This is a genomic window from Afifella aestuarii, from assembly GCF_004023665.1.
Taxonomy (GTDB): domain Bacteria; phylum Pseudomonadota; class Alphaproteobacteria; order Rhizobiales; family Afifellaceae; genus Afifella; species Afifella aestuarii.
This window is the reverse complement of record NZ_SAUF01000002.1, coordinates 685,071-700,344: the sequence shown is the minus strand read 5'-3', so window position 1 is coordinate 700,344 and position 15,274 is coordinate 685,071. Positions and strand designations below refer to the sequence as shown.

Here is a 15,274-nt window from a genome sequence, read left to right as displayed (position 1 = left end):
GTACGTAGATGGAATGGACCTGTCCGTACTGCGGGCATCTGCAGACTGTCACCAAACCGCGACTGTGCGTTCAGGAAAGTATTATAGATGTTGGCACAAATAGGTACGGATCCACAGCATTCAGGGTTACTTCTATCGGCTGCTCGAATCCAAAATGCGGAGAAATACAGATAACCTTTGAGTTTGGAACGGCTCAACATATACTTTGTATCGATCAAGTATATAAATGTTATACCTCTAGAACACTCATACGGCCAGAGAGCTCAGCAAAACCACAGCCAGAATATATCCCTGAAGCAATACGCCAAGATTACATTGAGGCGTGTCGGATTTGCGAACTCAGCCCTAAAGCTGCAGCAACATTATCGAGAAGATGTATTCAAGGGATTATTCGAGATTTCACCGGCATCTCGAAAGGACGCCTGATCGACGAAATCAGAACGCTACGCTCGGATATAGAGACAGGAACTGCGCCTTCAGGCGTGACCACAGAGAGCGTTGACGCGATTGATCATGTACGAAGTATCGGCAATATTGGCGCACACATGGAAAAAGATATCAATACAATTATTGATGTCGAACCTCTTGAGGCGCGAGCACTAATAGAGCTTATTGAGCTGCTTTTTGAAGAATGGTATGTGGCGCGCAAGACGCGGAAAGACCGTCTTGCTCAAGTTCAAAAGATTGCCGAAAATAAGGCAAGCCTGAAGAACCCGCCTCAGAAAAAGAAAATTGAAGAAACGAGTTAGGAACCAGACAATATCGCTTCGATCGCTCTCGCCGGCGAGGAAGGCACCCGGTGACCATTTCAGCAACTGACGTCCGGTTCGACGACGCGCAAATGTGGGTGGCCCTTTCCGATGGTCGCACGATCGGCGTGCCGCTTGCCTGGTTCCCGCGGCTTCTGAATCCTCTGCCGAAGAGCGGCAGGAGGTCGAGATCTCACCCTTCGGTCTCCACTGGGAGGCACTCGACGAAGACATTTCCCTCGAAGGGCTTCTCGCCGGGCGCAGCGACCAGACGCATCCACGCGGCAAGGCCGCCTGAGCGGTCGCTTCGGTTCACGCCCTTTCAGGCTATCTTCCGACATGACGCGACATCCCGTGCATGCGGGCAAGCCGACCACCAACGGTCCCGCTCCCTCAAAAAAGTTGCGGCGCAGGCGGGCGGGAGCGGGCACGCCTGCGCCTGTCTCACGGCCGTCTACGCGGCGTTTCTGAGGTTCATGAGGTCGACGGCATGGCGCGCGATCATGAACTCCTCGTTCGTCGGGATGATGTAGACCGGCAGTGAGCCGTCCGCGGCAATGGCCGTGTCGCCGCGTTCGTTCGCCTCCTCGTCGAGGGTGATGCCGAGAAAGCGGAGATAGGCGCAGACGCGGCTGCGCACCGGCGCGGAATGCTCGCCGATGCCGGCGGTGAAGACGAGCGCGTCGAGCCCGCCCAGCGCGCAACTCAAGCCACCGATCTCCTTGGCGACATGATAGCAGAAGAGATCGACCGCCTCCTTTGCCTCCGGCCGGTCACTCTCCAGAAGCACCCGCATGTCGTTGGAAATGCCGGAGACGCCGAGAAGCCCCGATTCCTGATAGAGGAGATGTTCGAGCGCATCGGCATCCATGCCCATCTCGCGCATCAGATAGATCAGAATGCCGGGATCGAGGTTGCCCGAACGCGTCCCCATCGGCACGCCTTCCAAAGCCGAAAAGCCCATGGTCGTGTCGATGCTGCGCCCGTCTTTGAGGCCGCAGAGGCTCGAACCATTGCCGAGATGGGCAACCACCACCCGGCCCTCAGCCACCTCAGGCACGGTTTCGCGCAGTCTTTGCGCGATGAACTCATAGGAAAGGCCGTGGAAGCCGTAGCGCTGCACGCCCTTCTCGCTCAATTGACGCGGCAGCCCATAGGTCTTGGCCACAAACGGCTGCGAATGGTGAAACGCCGTGTCGAAACAGGCGATCTGCGGCAGACCGTCGAAACTCTCGGCCAGCACCCGGATCGCCGAAACGTTCTGCGGCTGATGCAAGGGGGCGAGCGGGATGAGGGATTCCAACTCATCGAGCACGCGGTTGGTCACGCGGACCGGATGATGGAAACCGGCACCGCCATGCACCACGCGATGCCCGGCGGCGAGAAGCGGCAGATCCGGCAGGCGGGCACGGATCCAGGCGATGAGATCGCGCAACAGAGGCGCGACGCCGCCCGTATCACGGGCCGCCCAGGATTCGCGGGCGAGAGAGGTTCCCGACACGTCTTTGACGGAGAACTCTGCCGCCGTGCCGATGCCGGTCACCTGGCCGGAGAAAAGGGGGGAAATGTCTTTCCCGGCGTCTGCGACCTGAAAGACGGTGAACTTGATGCTGGAGGAGCCGCTGTTGAGAACCAGCAGCGCTCCATCGTGCGACAAGCGTGGGTCCATGTGGAAGATCCTTGTCGATTATGAGGGGGCGAGAGCGTGCGCGCCGATCGCGTGGAAGGGCACGCGCGAGAGGTCAGCGGCGAAAATCAGGCGCGGGCCGCCGTCTGGTTGGCAAGGAGGGCCGCCAGGGCGCAGGAGGAGATGCGCGAGTCCAGGCTGTCGGCGCGGCTCGTCAAAATGACCGGGACCGAGGTGCCGAGAACGATACCCGCAACCTCCGCCCGGCCGAGGAAGGTCAGTTCCTTGACCAGCATGTTGCCGGCCGCGAGATCCGGGACGAGGAGGATGTCAGGGCGTCCGGCGACTTCCGAGACGATGCCCTTGGTGCGCGCCGCCTCGGCCGAGATCGCATTGTCGAAGGCGAGCGGCCCGTCGATGATGCCGCCGCGGATCTGCCCGCGATCGGCCATCTTGCACAAAGCCGCCGCATCGACGGTGGAGGGAATCTTGGGGTTCACCGTCTCCACGGCGGAGAGCACGGCAAGGCGCGGGATCTCGATGCCGAGCGCACGGGCGAGATCGATGGCGTTTTGCGCAATGTGCAGCTTGTCTTCGAGCGCCGGTGCGATGTTGACCACGGCATCCGTGATCATCAGCGATTTCGGATAGGTCGGGGCGCGCATCATGAAGACGTGGCTGATGCGCTTCGACGTGCGCAGACCGACATCGCGTTTGACGACGGCGCCCATCAGCTCATCGGAATGGAGCGCACCTTTCATCACGGCGCCAACCTCGCCCAGATGGGCAAGCTCGATACCTTTGGCGGCGGCGGCCTTGGCATCGGCCGCATCGACGATGCGCAGGCCGGCGATATCGATCTCATGGGTGTGCGCGAGCTTTTGGATCATCTCGCTCGGGCCGACCAGCACGGGGTCGATCAGACCTTCGCGGGCGCCGTCGGTGGCGCTGCGCAACGAGGTCTCGTCGCACGGATAGATGACGGAGGTCGGCAGCGGCGGCAGATGCGCGCACAGCTCTTTCAGATGGGCAAGCTGCGAGCCCGCTTCGGAAATCTGCGAAAACACGGTCATTGGGGGATGATCCTGCGTCTAAAATGAAAAGAAGATCCCCGCGCGCCCCCCGCCCGGAAGTGTGGACGGGCGGGAGGCGTGGCTCCGACCTGATCGTGATTGGGAGTGAGCGGTCAGGCTGGAGAGGGGGAGCGAGAGCTCAGACTGAAAGGTCAGTCGCGGGCGACGCAGAGCGCCATGCCCATGCCGCCACCGATGCACAAAGTGGCGAGGCCTTTCTTGGCGTCGCGGCGCTGCATCTCATAGAGAAGCGTCACCAGGATGCGCGCGCCGGAGGCGCCGATCGGATGGCCGAGCGCAATCGCGCCGCCATTGACATTGACCTTGTCCGTATCGAAGCCGAGCTCTTTGTTGACGGCGATCGCCTGCGCGGCAAAGGCCTCGTTGGCTTCGATCAGATCGAGATCGGCGACCGACCAGCCGGCGCGTTCCAGCGCCTTCTGAGAGGCTGCGATCGGGCCCGTGCCCATCACCGCCGGATCGACGCCGGCGGTCGCCCAGGAGACGATGCGCGCCAGCGGGGTGATGCCGCGCTTTTTGGCTTCCGCGCCGCTCATCAACACCACGGCGGCCGCGCCGTCATTGATGCCTGATGCATTGCCGGCCGTGACCGTGCCGCCGTCGCGCTTGAAGGCCGGACGCAGCTTGGCGAGAGCTTCAGCCGTCGTCGAAGGTTTCGGATGCTCGTCGGTGTCGACGACGACCTCACCCTTGCGGTCCTTGACCGTCACAGGAACGATCTCGTCGGCGAAACGGCCAGCCTCCTGGGCGGCACCCGCCTTCTTCTGCGAAGCGAGAGCAAAAGCGTCCTGCTCTTCGCGGGAGATCCCGTACTTTTCGGCGACGTTTTCTGCCGTGACGCCCATGTGATAATCGTTGAAGGCATCCCACAAGCCGTCCTTGATCATGGTGTCGACCATTTCGGCCGAGCCCATTTTGACGCCGGTGCGAAGCCGCGCTGCATGCGGAGCCTGGCTCATGCTCTCCTGGCCGCCCGCAACGATGATCTTCGCATCTTCGTTCTGCAGGGCCCGGTAGCCCATGGCGACGGCGCGCAGCCCGGAACCGCAAAGCTGGTTGATGCCATAGGCGGTGGATTCGACACGCAGACCGGCGGCAAGAGCGGCCTGTCGGGCGGGGTTCTGGCCGCCGGCAGCGGTCAGGATCTGGCCGAGAATGACTTCATCGACTTCTTCCGGCTTCACCTTGGCGCGTGCGAGGCTTTCGGTGATGGCGGCGGCGCCGAGCTCGTGGGCGGGAAGCTTCGACAGGGAGCCGTTGAAGGTGCCGACCGGGGTGCGTGCTGCGCCTGCGATGACGATCTCGTCGATCATTTTAATCTCCTAATTGAACTTGAGCGTTGCGCGAATTCGGGAGGGAGCGCCGTTGAGGCATTCAGACGATCGCCGTCTTCGCGAGGGATCTGGGGGCCGGCCGTACCGGGATGGGCACGGCCGGCAGGCTGGGATCACGGATTGGCCGCAGGAGCCAGGACCCACAGGAGGAACATCACGAGCGGGAAGGCGAAGATCAGCTGGGTGAAGCAGAAGCCGACCAGATCCTTGGCGCGCAGCCCGAGGACGCCCAGAAGAGGCAGCATCCAGAAGGGGTTGATGAGGTTCGGCAGAGCTTCGGCCGCGTTATAGACCTCGATCGCCCAGCCCATATGGGCGTTCAGATCGGCCGCCGTCTGCAACACATAAGGCGCTTCGATGATCCACTTGCCGCCGCCCGAGGGGACGAGGAAGCCGAGGATCGAGGAATAGACGCCGATCACCACCGGGAAGATGCTGGTGTTGGCGATCGAGACGAAGAGATGCGAGATGTGGTGCGAGATGGTGACGCCGTCGGAGCCCGGAACCTGGGTGAGCAGGGCGGCGATCGCCGCATAGAACGGGAACTGGATGATGACGCCGGCCGTCGTCGGCACGGCCTTCGTGACGGCGGTCAGGAAGCTGCGAATGTTGCCATGCAGCAAAAGGCCGATCATCAGGAAGAAGAAGTTGTAGTTGTTGAGGTTGGAGATCGTCGCCAGCACGCCGTTGGTGCTGAACTCGACATAGGCGTAGCCAGCTGCGAGGAGCACGACGAGCGCCGGCAGGATGAAGTTGAACTCCAGCCACTCACCCGGGCGCGTCTGCTTCTGCTCCTTGGTGTTGGCTTCCGTGACGTCGCAACCCATGTCCTCCGCCGTCTTGATCTGCGCGCCCTGGGGAGCGGAGAAATAGGCGATGGTGATGGCCATGGCGGCGATGATCAGAAGCATGACGATCGACTGCCAGAGAAAGATCGTCTGGCTGAGCGGGATGACGCCACTAATGTCGGAGATCGACTTCGGCAGCGAGGCCGGGTTCGCCTGCAGCATGGCCGCCGACGACGACAAACCGAGTGCCCAGGTGGCCCCAAGGCCGAGATAGGCGGCAGCGCCGGCTGCGCGATAATCCACTTTGATGTCGGTGCGGCGCGCGATCGCCCGAACCAGGAGGCCGCCCAGAACCAGGCTCAGCGCCCAGTTGAGATAGGATGCCGACATGGTGATGAAGGCGACCCAGGCGACCGCTCCGCGGCTTGAAGTCGGCACCGAAGCAAGGCGCGCGATGAGACGCGTGCACGGGCCGGAGGTCGCAACCACGTAACCGGTGATGGCGACAAGGGCCATCTGCATGGTGAAGGGGATGAGCGTCCAGAAGCCCTTACCGAAAGCGTCGGCGATCTCGAGCGGCTGTGCGCCCGTGGCGAGATTGGCGACGACGACGACGACAAGAGCCAGCGCCACGAAGACGAAGGCGTCCGGGAACCACTTCTCCGAAATGGCGGTGAAGCGGTAGGCGAGACGAGCAAGGCCACGGCCGCCGGGCGCGTCGCCTTCTACGGGCGCCGGAGCGCTGGCGTAGGTGCTTGACATGAACTTTCCTCTCTGAGGATTGGAGGCCCTGCCCGTCCCCGCGCGCGGCCGCTCTCAGCCGCTCCAGAGGAGCGGTTGCAAAGGGGTTGGACGCGAGGAAGGGAGGCCGGTCGAGGGTAAGGGCGTGAGGCGGCCGTCAGGCCGCGAGCGCCATCTCTTTGAGATCGTCAGGCACGAGCAGCTCGGCCTCGGTTGCCGCCTTGACCTCGTCAAGGGAGACACCAGGGGCGAGTTCCTTGAGCACCAGACCGGCATCGCTCGGCTCGATGACCGCCATTTCCGTGACGATGAGATCGACCCGACGCACCGAGGTCAGCGGCAGATTGCACTTCTTGATGATCTTCGGCGAACCTTTGGCGGTATGGGTCATGGCCACGATCACCTTCTTGGCGCCGGTCACGAGATCCATCGCACCGCCCATTCCGGGAACCATCTTGCCGGGCACCATCCAGTTGGCGAGCTGACCACCTTCGTCGACCTGAAGGCCGCCGAGCACCGTGACGTCGAGATGTCCGCCGCGGATGAAGCCAAAAGAGGCGACGCTGTCGAAGGCCGCAGCACCCGGGATGAAGCTCGCCGGGGTGCCACCGGCATCGGTCAGATCCTCAAAGGCAGCCGCCTTCTCCGGCAGGGCCTGCATGCCGATCAGACCATTCTCGGACTGGAAGAAGACGCGCACGCCCTCCGGCAGATAATTCGTGACCAAGGTCGGCAGGCCGATGCCGAGATTGACGAGATCGCCGTCGACCATTTCCTGAGCGACACGTTTGGCGATGAGCGTTTTGGCTTCCATTTATGCCTCCCAGGAAACGAGGTGATCGACGAGGACGCCGACGGTTTCGACGTGGTCTGGAGGGATCATGCCGACCGGCACGACCTCACTCGCCTCGGCAATGACCGTCTCGCCCGCGAGCGCCATGGCCGGATTGAAGTTCCGCGAGGTCAGAAGGTACTGAAGGTTGCCGAACATGTCGGAGCGCAGAGCGTGGATGAGGGCGAAATCCGCCTTCAGAGGCGTTTCGACCAGATAATCCTCGCCTTCGATCTCGACCGTCTGCTTGCCCTCTGCGACGACCGTGCCCACACCCGTCGCCGTCAAGACGCCGCCGAGACCCGTGCCGCCAGCGCGGATACGCTCCGCGAGCGTGCCCTGCGGGACCAATTCAACTTCTATTTCGTTGGCGATCATCCGCTTTTGCGTTTCGGGGTTGAGCCCGATGTGCGAGGCGACCAAACGTTTCACCGCGCCGGCATCGATCAATTTGCCGATCCCGATCCCCGGGCGTGCCGTGTCGTTGGCGATGATTGTGAGATCCTTCTTGCCCTGACGGACCAGTTCATCGATCAGTCGATGTGGAGACCCGCCACCCATGAAACCGCCGATCATCACCGACGACCCGTCAGCGATACTTTCGACAGCACATGAACAACTGCATAGCTTTGACATTTATTCTCCCTCATCTACGTCGTTTCCCATCGACGCGATGGCTTGCGGGAGATGTAATGCACAGACCGTGCCAGTTTTCATGATCCCTTATTTCTTGCGGGCTTAGATGTAGTTCTGCGACAAAATAGCACCCTCAATTTTGTGCAGGTATTTGCGCAATGCGCAAAATTTTTCACATAGACTTTACTTCCATCTGCGCAGATAAAGCCAGCGTCGCAGGAGCTTTCCAGCAGACAGCGCGGAGAGCTTTCGCCTCCCCCGACGGCCGAAGGCGCCAATCATGTTCGAGTCCGGGCTTCACAGCAGACGACCGCCTGATGCGGGCAGATCCGCTCGCCAGCACGATCTCACGGAGCGTCCGATGGGGCTGAGGTGGCTGAGCCGGCGGGTCCTGCCGGAAAAGATGCGTCAGCGGCTGATGCTGACATCCTTCGTCATGGTCGTGCTGCCGATCGTCATCCTCGGCGTCATCCTGCAATATGAAGGCCGTGAGGCGCTCCTGCAGGAAAAGCAGGACAAGCTGTTCTCATTGGCGCGCATCCTCGATGCGGAACTCGGGACGGGCTTCGATGCCCTTCTCGCCGATCTGCCGTCCGGCTGGCAGGACCGCCAGGCCGCTATCCAGCATCTCAATGCCAGGCTCGCCCCCATCACGGACAAGATCGCTGCGTCAGACCCCGGCGTCGGCGTCGGCTATTACTCGCGCCGGCTCGACGCCATCATCACGTACGGGCCGAGCGCCAGCTATGGGCACACGGTCGGCAAGGCGATCGCCCCCGACCATCCCGGCCGCGCGGTGATGCGCGCGGGCCAGCCCGATGTGGAGTTCGGCTCGCTCGTGCGCGGCTCGGTGATGAATGCGATGTGGCCGATCCGCCGCAACGGGAACGTCATCGGCTATATCTGGGCCAACGAATTTACTGACGCGATCGAGCGCCAGGAACAGACGGTGGACCGCACCGTTCTCGCCATCACACTCGGCGGTATCCTGATCGCCGGCATCGTCATTCATTTGATGTCGAAGCGGCTGTCGCACGAAGTCGACATGATCGTCGGCGGGCTCGCACGCCTCAAGGATGATCTCAGACAGCCGATCGCGCCCTTGCGCGGCGAGCTCGGCGAAATCGTCGATGCCGTCAACAACATGGCGATGGCACTTCTCGATGCGCGCACGCTCACGGAAAACATCCTCACCAGCATCGCCGACGGGGTCGTGGCGGTCGACGTCGACGGCCGGATCACCGCGTTCAACCCCGCTGCGGAACAGATGTACGACGTGCCGGCGACGGAGGTCATCGGCCAGTCCTACCGGTCGCTCTTTGCCGATCACATGCATGTGGCGAGCGCCCTTCTCGACACGCTCGACACCGGTCGCCCGCATATCGGGGTGACGCTCGAGATCCCGCGCAAGGAGTCCGTCTGGCGCCTGACGGCCACGTCGAGCGTCCTGCACGATGCGGAGAACCGACGCATCGGGGCCGTCGTCGTGCTCAAGGACGTCAGCGAACGCGACCGGCTCATGGTGCAGGTGATGCGCGCCGACCGTCTGGCCGCGCTCGGCGAGCTGACAGCCAGCATCGCGCACGAGATCCGCAACCCCCTCACCTCGATCCGCGGCTTCGTGCAATATCTCGCCGATTGCGACGATCCGGAGGAATGGCGGCGCTATTCGGCGATCATCATCCATGAGGTCGACGTCCTCAACGACACCATCGGCAAGCTTCTCGCCTTCGGCCGGCTCAGGCCGCCGAAGATCAGCAGGATCGACGTCGCCCATCTCATCGAAGACGTGAGCTTCCTCGCCAAGGGCCAGGGGAACGTGCAGATCGACCTCCAGTTCGAGAAGGATCTGCCGGACATCGACGCCGATGCCGAAGCGCTGAAACAGGCGCTCCTCAATCTCCTCATCAACGCGCTGCAGGCGATCACCAACGACGGCAGCGTCATCGTCACGGCGGCCAGGGAAGGACCGGACGACATTGCCATCGAAGTGCGCGACGACGGCGTCGGCGTGGAGCCGCATCACGTCGGCAAAGTCTTCGATCCCTTCTTCTCCACCAAACCCACCGGCACGGGGCTCGGACTCGCCATGGTCCACCGCATCATCGATGCGCATCACGGCGTCATCAGTTTCGACAGCCGGCCCGGCCACGGAACCGTTGTTCGGATTCGCATTCCGATTGTCGCTCCGGTATCAGAAAAAACAGAATGACCAATTCCACACCCGTCGCTCTCGTCGTCGATGACGACCAGGCCATCTGCCACATGCTCAAGGCGGTCCTCCAGAAGGAAGGCCTTGAGGTCGTCGTGGCCAAAGACGGGCTGGAGGGGGTGGAGACCTTCCGGCGCCAGCATGCGGATGTGGTGCTGCTCGACATCCGCATGCCGCGCATGAACGGGCTCGATGCGCTGAAAGCCATCGTGGAGATCGACCGCACCGCGCAGATCGTGCTGATGACGGCCTTCGCCGAGGTCGGCACCGCCGTGCAGGCGATGAAGGACGGCGCCTTCGATTACGTCCTGAAACCCTTCGATCTCGACGAGATCCGCATGCTGGTGCGCCGGATCCTGGAGATCCGGGCGATGCGCCACGACATCGCCTCACTGCGGCGCGAATTGTCCGAGCGCTACGGCGCGGAAGGCATTTTGACCAACAATCCGCGCATGATCGAGCAGCGGCAGACGATCGCCAAGGTCGCACGCAGCAATGCGACCGTGCTCATCCAGGGCGAGAGCGGCACCGGCAAGGAGCTCGTCGCCGCCGCCATCCATTACGGCAGCGCCCGCGCGGCACATCCCTTCGTCAAGGTGAATTGCGCCGCGATCCCGGAAGGGCTGCACGAAAGCGAGTTCTTCGGCCACGAAAAGGGCTCCTTTACCGGCGCCGCAAGCCGGCATCGCGGCCGCTTCGAGCAGGCCGAACACGGCACCCTCTTCCTCGATGAGATCGGCGAGATTTCTCCGGGCCTGCAGGCGAAGCTGTTGCGGGTTCTGCAGGAGCACGAATTCGAGCGCGTCGGCGGTGGCACGCCGATCAAGGCCGATGTGCGCATCGTGGCGGCGACCAACCGCAATCTTCAGGAGATGGTGCGGGAGGGGACGTTCCGGCAGGATCTCTATTTCCGCCTCAACGTCGTCACGCTCGAGACCATTCCGCTGCGCGACCGGCCGGAGGATGTGCGGCTGCTCTCGGAGCATTTTCTGGAGCGCTTCTGCGCGGAAAACAATTTTGTCATCCGCGGATTCGACACCTCGGCGATGGACTGCCTGCTCGCCTGGCCGTGGCCCGGCAATGTGCGCGAGCTCGCCAATGCCATCGAACATGCCGTCGTCATGTGCACGACCAATGTCATCACGGTCGAGGACCTTCCCGCCTCCATCACCGGGGCGAGCGAGGGACTTGCCGACACCGGCAACCTCGATGCGACGATGCGCAAAGGCTCCTTGCGCGAGCTCGTCAACGAGTTCGAAAGCCAGGTGATCCGCAACGCGCTGACGCGCAACTCGGGCAATCGCAGCCATACCGCCGTCGAGCTCGGCATCAGCCGGCGCACGCTTCTCTACAAGCTGCAGGAATACGGCCTCGCCTCGGCCTCGGGAGAGGCGGAAAGCTGAGCCGCACCCGGCCGGCATCTGCCGCGCCGCCGGGCGTCTTCTTGAGCGCAATCCGTGCAATCTTGTCGCCGTCCCTCCCCGCTCATTCGCGGGCTGGGAAGGCGTTCTGAGGTCGTGCGCCGCCGCCCCGCAACAGGAGAACGAGGGCGAGGCAGCAGAGGACGGCCGCGATCGCGGAGAATGCGAGGCTTGCCGTCTTGAGGCCGAGCGAGGCCCCGGCGAGCCCGATGCCGATGACGGGAAACGAGATCGCCACATAGGCGACGATGAAGAAGGTCGACACGACGCTCGCCCGCTCGTCGGGTGGGCTCGCATCCGCCACGGCGCCGAGCCCCGCCCGAAACGCGACGCCGTGACCGAAGCCGGCGATCAAAACGCCCGCAATGATGGCCGACAGCATCTCGCTGCCGAGGCCCACCGCGATAACGACGACGCCCGTCAGGAGAATGGCGCAACCGATCGGCAGCCGCCTTCCGCTCGGAAAATTGCTTTGCAGAAGCTGGCCGACGGTCGAGGCGATGAACAAGATGCCCGAAACGAAGCCGATGACGAGATGGTTGTCGTAGCCGAGCTCTTCCCCCAGAAAAGCCGGCGCCACGGCGGTAAAGAAGCCGCAAACCATGAAGCCCGCAAAGGCGGCGATGCCGGCCGGCACAAAGGCGGCCCGCACCTCGCGCGGGACGGCAAGGCGCTGAAGCTTCAGCCGCACCTTGTCCGGCCGCGTCACGGTTTCGGGCGCACGCCAGACGCAGAGGCATGCCAGAAGCGCCAGCAGGAAATGCAGCGCATAGGGCAAAACGAGGGGCGCCGGCAGATACTCCGCCAGGCCGCCGGCAAACATCGGCCCGAGCCCGAGACCGCCCATATTGGCGGAGGTCGCAAAAAACGTGCCCCAGCGCTTGATACGCTCCGGCGCGAGTTCGATGAGCGCCACGGTCGCGGTGCCGGTGAAGATGCCGGCCGAAATCCCTGAGAGAACGCGCCCGAAAAGGATCATGCCGAGCCCGCCGGCATTCCAGAAGACGAGATCGCTCAGCGCCGAGGCAGCGAGGCCCGCAAACAGCAGCGGCCGGCGGCCGAACTGGTCGGACCAGCGCCCGGTGATGATGAGCGCCGCCATGACGCCGAGCGCATAGACGGCAAAGATCACCGTGATCGTCAGCTCGGAAAATCCGAAAAGACCGCGATAGAGAGGATAAAGCGGCGTCGGCATGGTGGTGCCCACCATGGTGACGGCAAAGGCGAAGACGGCGCCGAAATAAACCGCCAGGCTGCCATGGCCTCGTTGTGTCACTCACTGTCCTTTCGGTGGGTCGGAGGACGATCCGCAATGCGCATCGTCGCAACGCAACATATCGCGCCCCCGCGCCGCTTCGAGCCCCTTTCGCCTTCTTTGCGGCCCCGCACCCCTGGCGTTCGCTCTGGACTATGGCGTCGACGAAAAGCCGCTCGGGACCACATCATCGCCATTCTTCTCGGAGCGATTGCTGCACGCTCCGTTCCTCTCCCCTTCTGGGGAGAGGTGCCCGCGAAGCGGGCGGTGAGGGGTGGAGGACAAACGAGCATCAGCGTGGGATGTGAAGCCACCCCTCATCCGGCGGGCTTCGCCCGCCACCTTCTCCCCAGAGGGGAGAAGAAAGGGCTGTGCCGCGTATTGGTATCTGCACCTCCGTCCCTGCAGTTACCCAGCATCCAGAAGAGATGCGCTCCCTCGCCCCTTCGCGCGACGCGGAGAGAACAGGCGATGCTAACCCCTATCCCGCGGCCATGATCTTCTTAGCCGCCGCGGCGAGGAAACCGGAGCGCGTGAAACCGTGGGACGCGGCGAAGGCATCGATCTCAGCCAGGACATCCTCTGGCAGCGTGACGTTGACGCGCACCGCCTTCTTCGGTTCAGCCTTCAGCGCGACGAGAATGGCCACGCCATCACGATGCTCAGGAGCAGCCATCACCTCCTCAAGGCTCGAAGGCAGCGGGATCGGCTCGCCGTCTTCGAGAAGCCCGTCGACATGCAACGCCAGCGCTTCCTCGGCCATGGCACGTGCGTCATCAAGGGAGGTGCCAGCCGTCGCCACGCCCGGGAAATCCGGGAAGGAGACGCCGTAATCGCTCCCCTCTTCCTTGTGGATCAGGCCGATATATTGATGCATGGTCATTTCAGCTTCAGCCACGACTGTTTTTCGATGCTTTTTAGCGTTCCGAGCGGGATGTCGCGCTTCGGATGCGGGAGTGTCACCCGGCCAGCCTTCTCAGAATGTTTCATCTGAAGATGGCTTCCACGGCGGGTAACTTCGTACCAGCCGTCCAGCTTCAGAAGTTTGAGGACAGTCCCGCTATCCATGGTGTGTATTTATACATCTAATTGATAGTTGTCGAGTTCTGACTCACTCACCCGCCCTTTTGCATCAGCACGACGTCTTTTTCGACGATCTCGCAGGTGAGGCCGCGGCGGGCGGCGATCAGGCGGAAGGTGTCGGCACGGTAGAAGACGACATGGGTCGGGTCGCGGCGATAGCGCCAGTTCGCAAAGCGGGCATCGTCGGTTTGGAAGATGGTCATCACGCCGAGAAGACCGCCGGGCTTCAGGAGGCTCGCGAGACGGTCGAATTCCGCGGCCGGATCGTGAAAATGTTCGGCCGTCTCCGTGCAGGTGACGACATCGTAGCGGTCATCAAGCGGGGCAGGATCGGGCGCGAAGATCGGGTCATAGACCGCCATATGATGCCCGGCCTCGCCGAACATCTTCGCCAGCGCAGGCCCGGGACCGCAGCCGTAATCGAGGCCGTTCGCGCCGGGGGAAAGGCGTTCCAGGAGCGGGCGCGTCAGCCGCGACAGCCAGCGGCGGTAGCCCGGATCGTCCGGGTCGTTCTCATGCGTCAGATAATGCGCGCGCTCTTCGGCCGGGGACGGGCGCTGGGCAGGATCGAGATAGCGGGCGGCGCAGGTCGTACACCGCCAATAGTCTTTGCCCTCGACGGTGAGAAAAAGCTCGACATCCTCTCCCCGACAAACCGGACAGAGTTGACCGCTCCTACCCGCCATCGCCGTCCTCACGCGCCGGCCGAAGAGCCGACTGCTTTGCGCGCCAGATAGACGCTCTGCGTGAAAGGGCGATCCTGAAGGGGATTGTGAAACGTGACCGGTTCCACCCAGGCCTCGTCGAAGACGGCTCTGAGGCGCTCGGTGAACGTGTCATCCGGCAAGGCGTCGGACCAGAGCGCGAAAATGCCGCCGGGCTTCACATGGGCCGCGAGCGCGGCAAGACCTTCCTGACGGTAAAAGCTCGTGCTGCGCGCATCGAGCAGCGCTTCCGGCGAATGGTCGATATCGAGGAGGATGGCATCGAAGCGGCGGGCCTCCGTCTCAGGGTCGAACCCCGCCGCGCTGGCAGCGCCGGCGAAGAAATCGCCGTTGACGATCCGACAGCGCGGATCCGCTTCCATCATCGCTCCGTTCGGCAGGAGCCCCGTGCGATGCCATTCGATGACGGGATCCAGGAATTCGACGACGAGGAGCGAGCCGACAGCATCGTGGCGCAGCACTTCGCAGGCGGTGTAGCCAAGGCCGAGCCCGCCCACGAGGATGTCGTGGTCATTGCCGGCAAGCGCCGCAATGCCGAGACGCGCAAGCGCAATCTCGGAAGCTGTGAAAAGGCTCGACATGAGGAATTCCTCGCCGAGCTTGATTTCGAAGATGTCGACGCCCAGCCGCAACTCGCGCCGCCGGCGCAGGCTGACGGGGCCGATCGGTGTCGGGCGGTAGTCGAGTTCGGCAAAAAGAGCACTCATTGCTCCATCGACCACAAACCGGCCACCGAGGGAAGGCGTGGCGGCGCAACGGAGTGAAGTGACGGCGCCA

The 15,274-nt window shown here is 63.0% G+C and carries 14 protein-coding genes and 1 pseudogene; 4 read left to right on the top strand and 11 right to left on the bottom strand.

Features of this window, described 5'->3' with window-relative positions:
• Positions 1–8: 8 nt before the first annotated feature.
• Both EO094_RS11660 and EO094_RS11655 read left to right on the top strand, forming a co-directional pair.
• Positions 9–749 (top strand): DUF4145 domain-containing protein, encoded by a 741-nt coding sequence (locus tag EO094_RS11660; RefSeq protein WP_128292459.1) that lies wholly within the window; start codon positions 9–11, stop codon positions 747–749.
• 50 nt (positions 750–799) lie between these two features.
• Positions 800–1,047, top strand: a pseudogene (locus tag EO094_RS11655) (DUF2442 domain-containing protein).
• A gap of 156 nt (positions 1,048–1,203) precedes the next feature.
• On the opposite strand, the gene EO094_RS11650 reads toward EO094_RS11655, so the two are convergent.
• The 6 genes from EO094_RS11650 to EO094_RS11625 form a co-directional block, all read right to left on the bottom strand.
• Positions 1,204–2,418: an acetate/propionate family kinase gene (locus EO094_RS11650; RefSeq protein ID WP_128292458.1), complete on the bottom strand. Its 1,215-nt coding sequence runs from the start codon at positions 2,416–2,418 to the stop codon at positions 1,204–1,206.
• 86 nt (positions 2,419–2,504) lie between these two features.
• Positions 2,505–3,449 (bottom strand): bifunctional enoyl-CoA hydratase/phosphate acetyltransferase, encoded by a 945-nt coding sequence (locus EO094_RS11645; protein WP_128292457.1) that lies wholly within the window; start codon positions 3,447–3,449, stop codon positions 2,505–2,507.
• 152 nt (positions 3,450–3,601) lie between these two features.
• Positions 3,602–4,783 carry an acetyl-CoA C-acetyltransferase gene (locus tag EO094_RS11640; protein WP_164879641.1) on the bottom strand — a complete coding sequence of 394 codons (1,182 nt, stop codon included), beginning with the start codon at positions 4,781–4,783 and terminating at the stop codon, positions 3,602–3,604.
• Between the two features lie 134 nt (positions 4,784–4,917).
• On the bottom strand, positions 4,918–6,354 hold the full coding sequence (locus tag EO094_RS11635; RefSeq protein ID WP_092809242.1) for a short-chain fatty acid transporter: 1,437 nt from the start codon (positions 6,352–6,354) through the stop codon (positions 4,918–4,920).
• A 136-nt stretch (positions 6,355–6,490) separates the two neighbouring features.
• Positions 6,491–7,147 (bottom strand): 3-oxoacid CoA-transferase subunit B, encoded by a 657-nt coding sequence (locus EO094_RS11630; protein ID WP_092809241.1) that lies wholly within the window; start codon positions 7,145–7,147, stop codon positions 6,491–6,493.
• The gene (locus EO094_RS11625; RefSeq protein ID WP_128292456.1) at positions 7,148–7,801 is read right to left on the bottom strand and encodes a CoA transferase subunit A; all 654 of its coding nucleotides are present in this window, start codon (positions 7,799–7,801) and stop codon (positions 7,148–7,150) included.
• Between the two features lie 361 nt (positions 7,802–8,162).
• On the opposite strand from EO094_RS11625, the gene atoS reads away from it, so the two are divergent.
• Together atoS and EO094_RS11615 are read left to right on the top strand one after the other, a co-directional pair.
• Positions 8,163–10,013: a two-component system sensor histidine kinase AtoS gene (gene atoS, locus EO094_RS11620; protein WP_128292455.1), complete on the top strand. Its 1,851-nt coding sequence runs from the start codon at positions 8,163–8,165 to the stop codon at positions 10,011–10,013.
• Complete coding sequence (locus tag EO094_RS11615) at positions 10,010–11,416, top strand: sigma 54-interacting transcriptional regulator (RefSeq protein ID WP_128292454.1); 1,407 nt, start codon at positions 10,010–10,012, stop codon at positions 11,414–11,416. Before atoS ends, EO094_RS11615 begins: the two co-directional genes overlap by 4 nt.
• An 82-nt stretch (positions 11,417–11,498) precedes the next feature.
• Here the strand turns inward: EO094_RS11615 and EO094_RS11610 are convergent, their stop codons facing one another.
• From EO094_RS11610 to EO094_RS11590, 5 genes are all read right to left on the bottom strand, one after another.
• Positions 11,499–12,710, bottom strand: a complete 1,212-nt coding sequence (locus EO094_RS11610; protein WP_205649892.1) for an MFS transporter — start codon at positions 12,708–12,710, stop codon at positions 11,499–11,501.
• Positions 12,711–13,170: 460 nt separating this feature from the next.
• Positions 13,171–13,566, bottom strand: a complete 396-nt coding sequence (locus EO094_RS11605; protein WP_128293313.1) for a type II toxin-antitoxin system HicB family antitoxin — start codon at positions 13,564–13,566, stop codon at positions 13,171–13,173.
• Positions 13,567–13,568: 2 nt separating this feature from the next.
• Positions 13,569–13,757: a type II toxin-antitoxin system HicA family toxin gene (locus EO094_RS11600; protein WP_128292453.1), complete on the bottom strand. Its 189-nt coding sequence runs from the start codon at positions 13,755–13,757 to the stop codon at positions 13,569–13,571.
• 47 nt (positions 13,758–13,804) lie between these two features.
• The gene (locus tag EO094_RS11595; RefSeq protein ID WP_128292452.1) at positions 13,805–14,458 is read right to left on the bottom strand and encodes a class I SAM-dependent methyltransferase; all 654 of its coding nucleotides are present in this window, start codon (positions 14,456–14,458) and stop codon (positions 13,805–13,807) included.
• 8 nt (positions 14,459–14,466) lie between these two features.
• A complete protein-coding gene (locus tag EO094_RS11590) occupies positions 14,467–15,204 on the bottom strand; it encodes a spermine/spermidine synthase domain-containing protein (protein ID WP_128292451.1) in 738 nt (245 codons plus the stop codon).
• Positions 15,205–15,274 lie beyond the last annotated feature (70 nt).

Coding starts and splice junctions, on each gene's coding strand:
- EO094_RS11660 (WP_128292459.1), top strand. CDS start 9: ATGGAATGGACCTGTCCGTACTGCGGGCATCTGCAGACTGTCACCAAA.
- EO094_RS11650 (WP_128292458.1), bottom strand. CDS start 2,418: ATGGACCCACGCTTGTCGCACGATGGAGCGCTGCTGGTTCTCAACAGC.
- EO094_RS11645 (WP_128292457.1), bottom strand. CDS start 3,449: ATGACCGTGTTTTCGCAGATTTCCGAAGCGGGCTCGCAGCTTGCCCAT.
- EO094_RS11640 (WP_164879641.1), bottom strand. CDS start 4,783: ATGATCGACGAGATCGTCATCGCAGGCGCAGCACGCACCCCGGTCGGC.
- EO094_RS11635 (WP_092809242.1), bottom strand. CDS start 6,354: ATGTCAAGCACCTACGCCAGCGCTCCGGCGCCCGTAGAAGGCGACGCG.
- EO094_RS11630 (WP_092809241.1), bottom strand. CDS start 7,147: ATGGAAGCCAAAACGCTCATCGCCAAACGTGTCGCTCAGGAAATGGTC.
- EO094_RS11625 (WP_128292456.1), bottom strand. CDS start 7,801: ATGTCAAAGCTATGCAGTTGTTCATGTGCTGTCGAAAGTATCGCTGAC.
- atoS (WP_128292455.1), top strand. CDS start 8,163: ATGGGGCTGAGGTGGCTGAGCCGGCGGGTCCTGCCGGAAAAGATGCGT.
- EO094_RS11615 (WP_128292454.1), top strand. CDS start 10,010: ATGACCAATTCCACACCCGTCGCTCTCGTCGTCGATGACGACCAGGCC.
- EO094_RS11605 (WP_128293313.1), bottom strand. CDS start 13,566: ATGCATCAATATATCGGCCTGATCCACAAGGAAGAGGGGAGCGATTAC.
- EO094_RS11600 (WP_128292453.1), bottom strand. CDS start 13,757: ATGGATAGCGGGACTGTCCTCAAACTTCTGAAGCTGGACGGCTGGTAC.
- EO094_RS11595 (WP_128292452.1), bottom strand. CDS start 14,458: ATGGCGGGTAGGAGCGGTCAACTCTGTCCGGTTTGTCGGGGAGAGGAT.
- EO094_RS11590 (WP_128292451.1), bottom strand. CDS start 15,204: ATGAGTGCTCTTTTTGCCGAACTCGACTACCGCCCGACACCGATCGGC.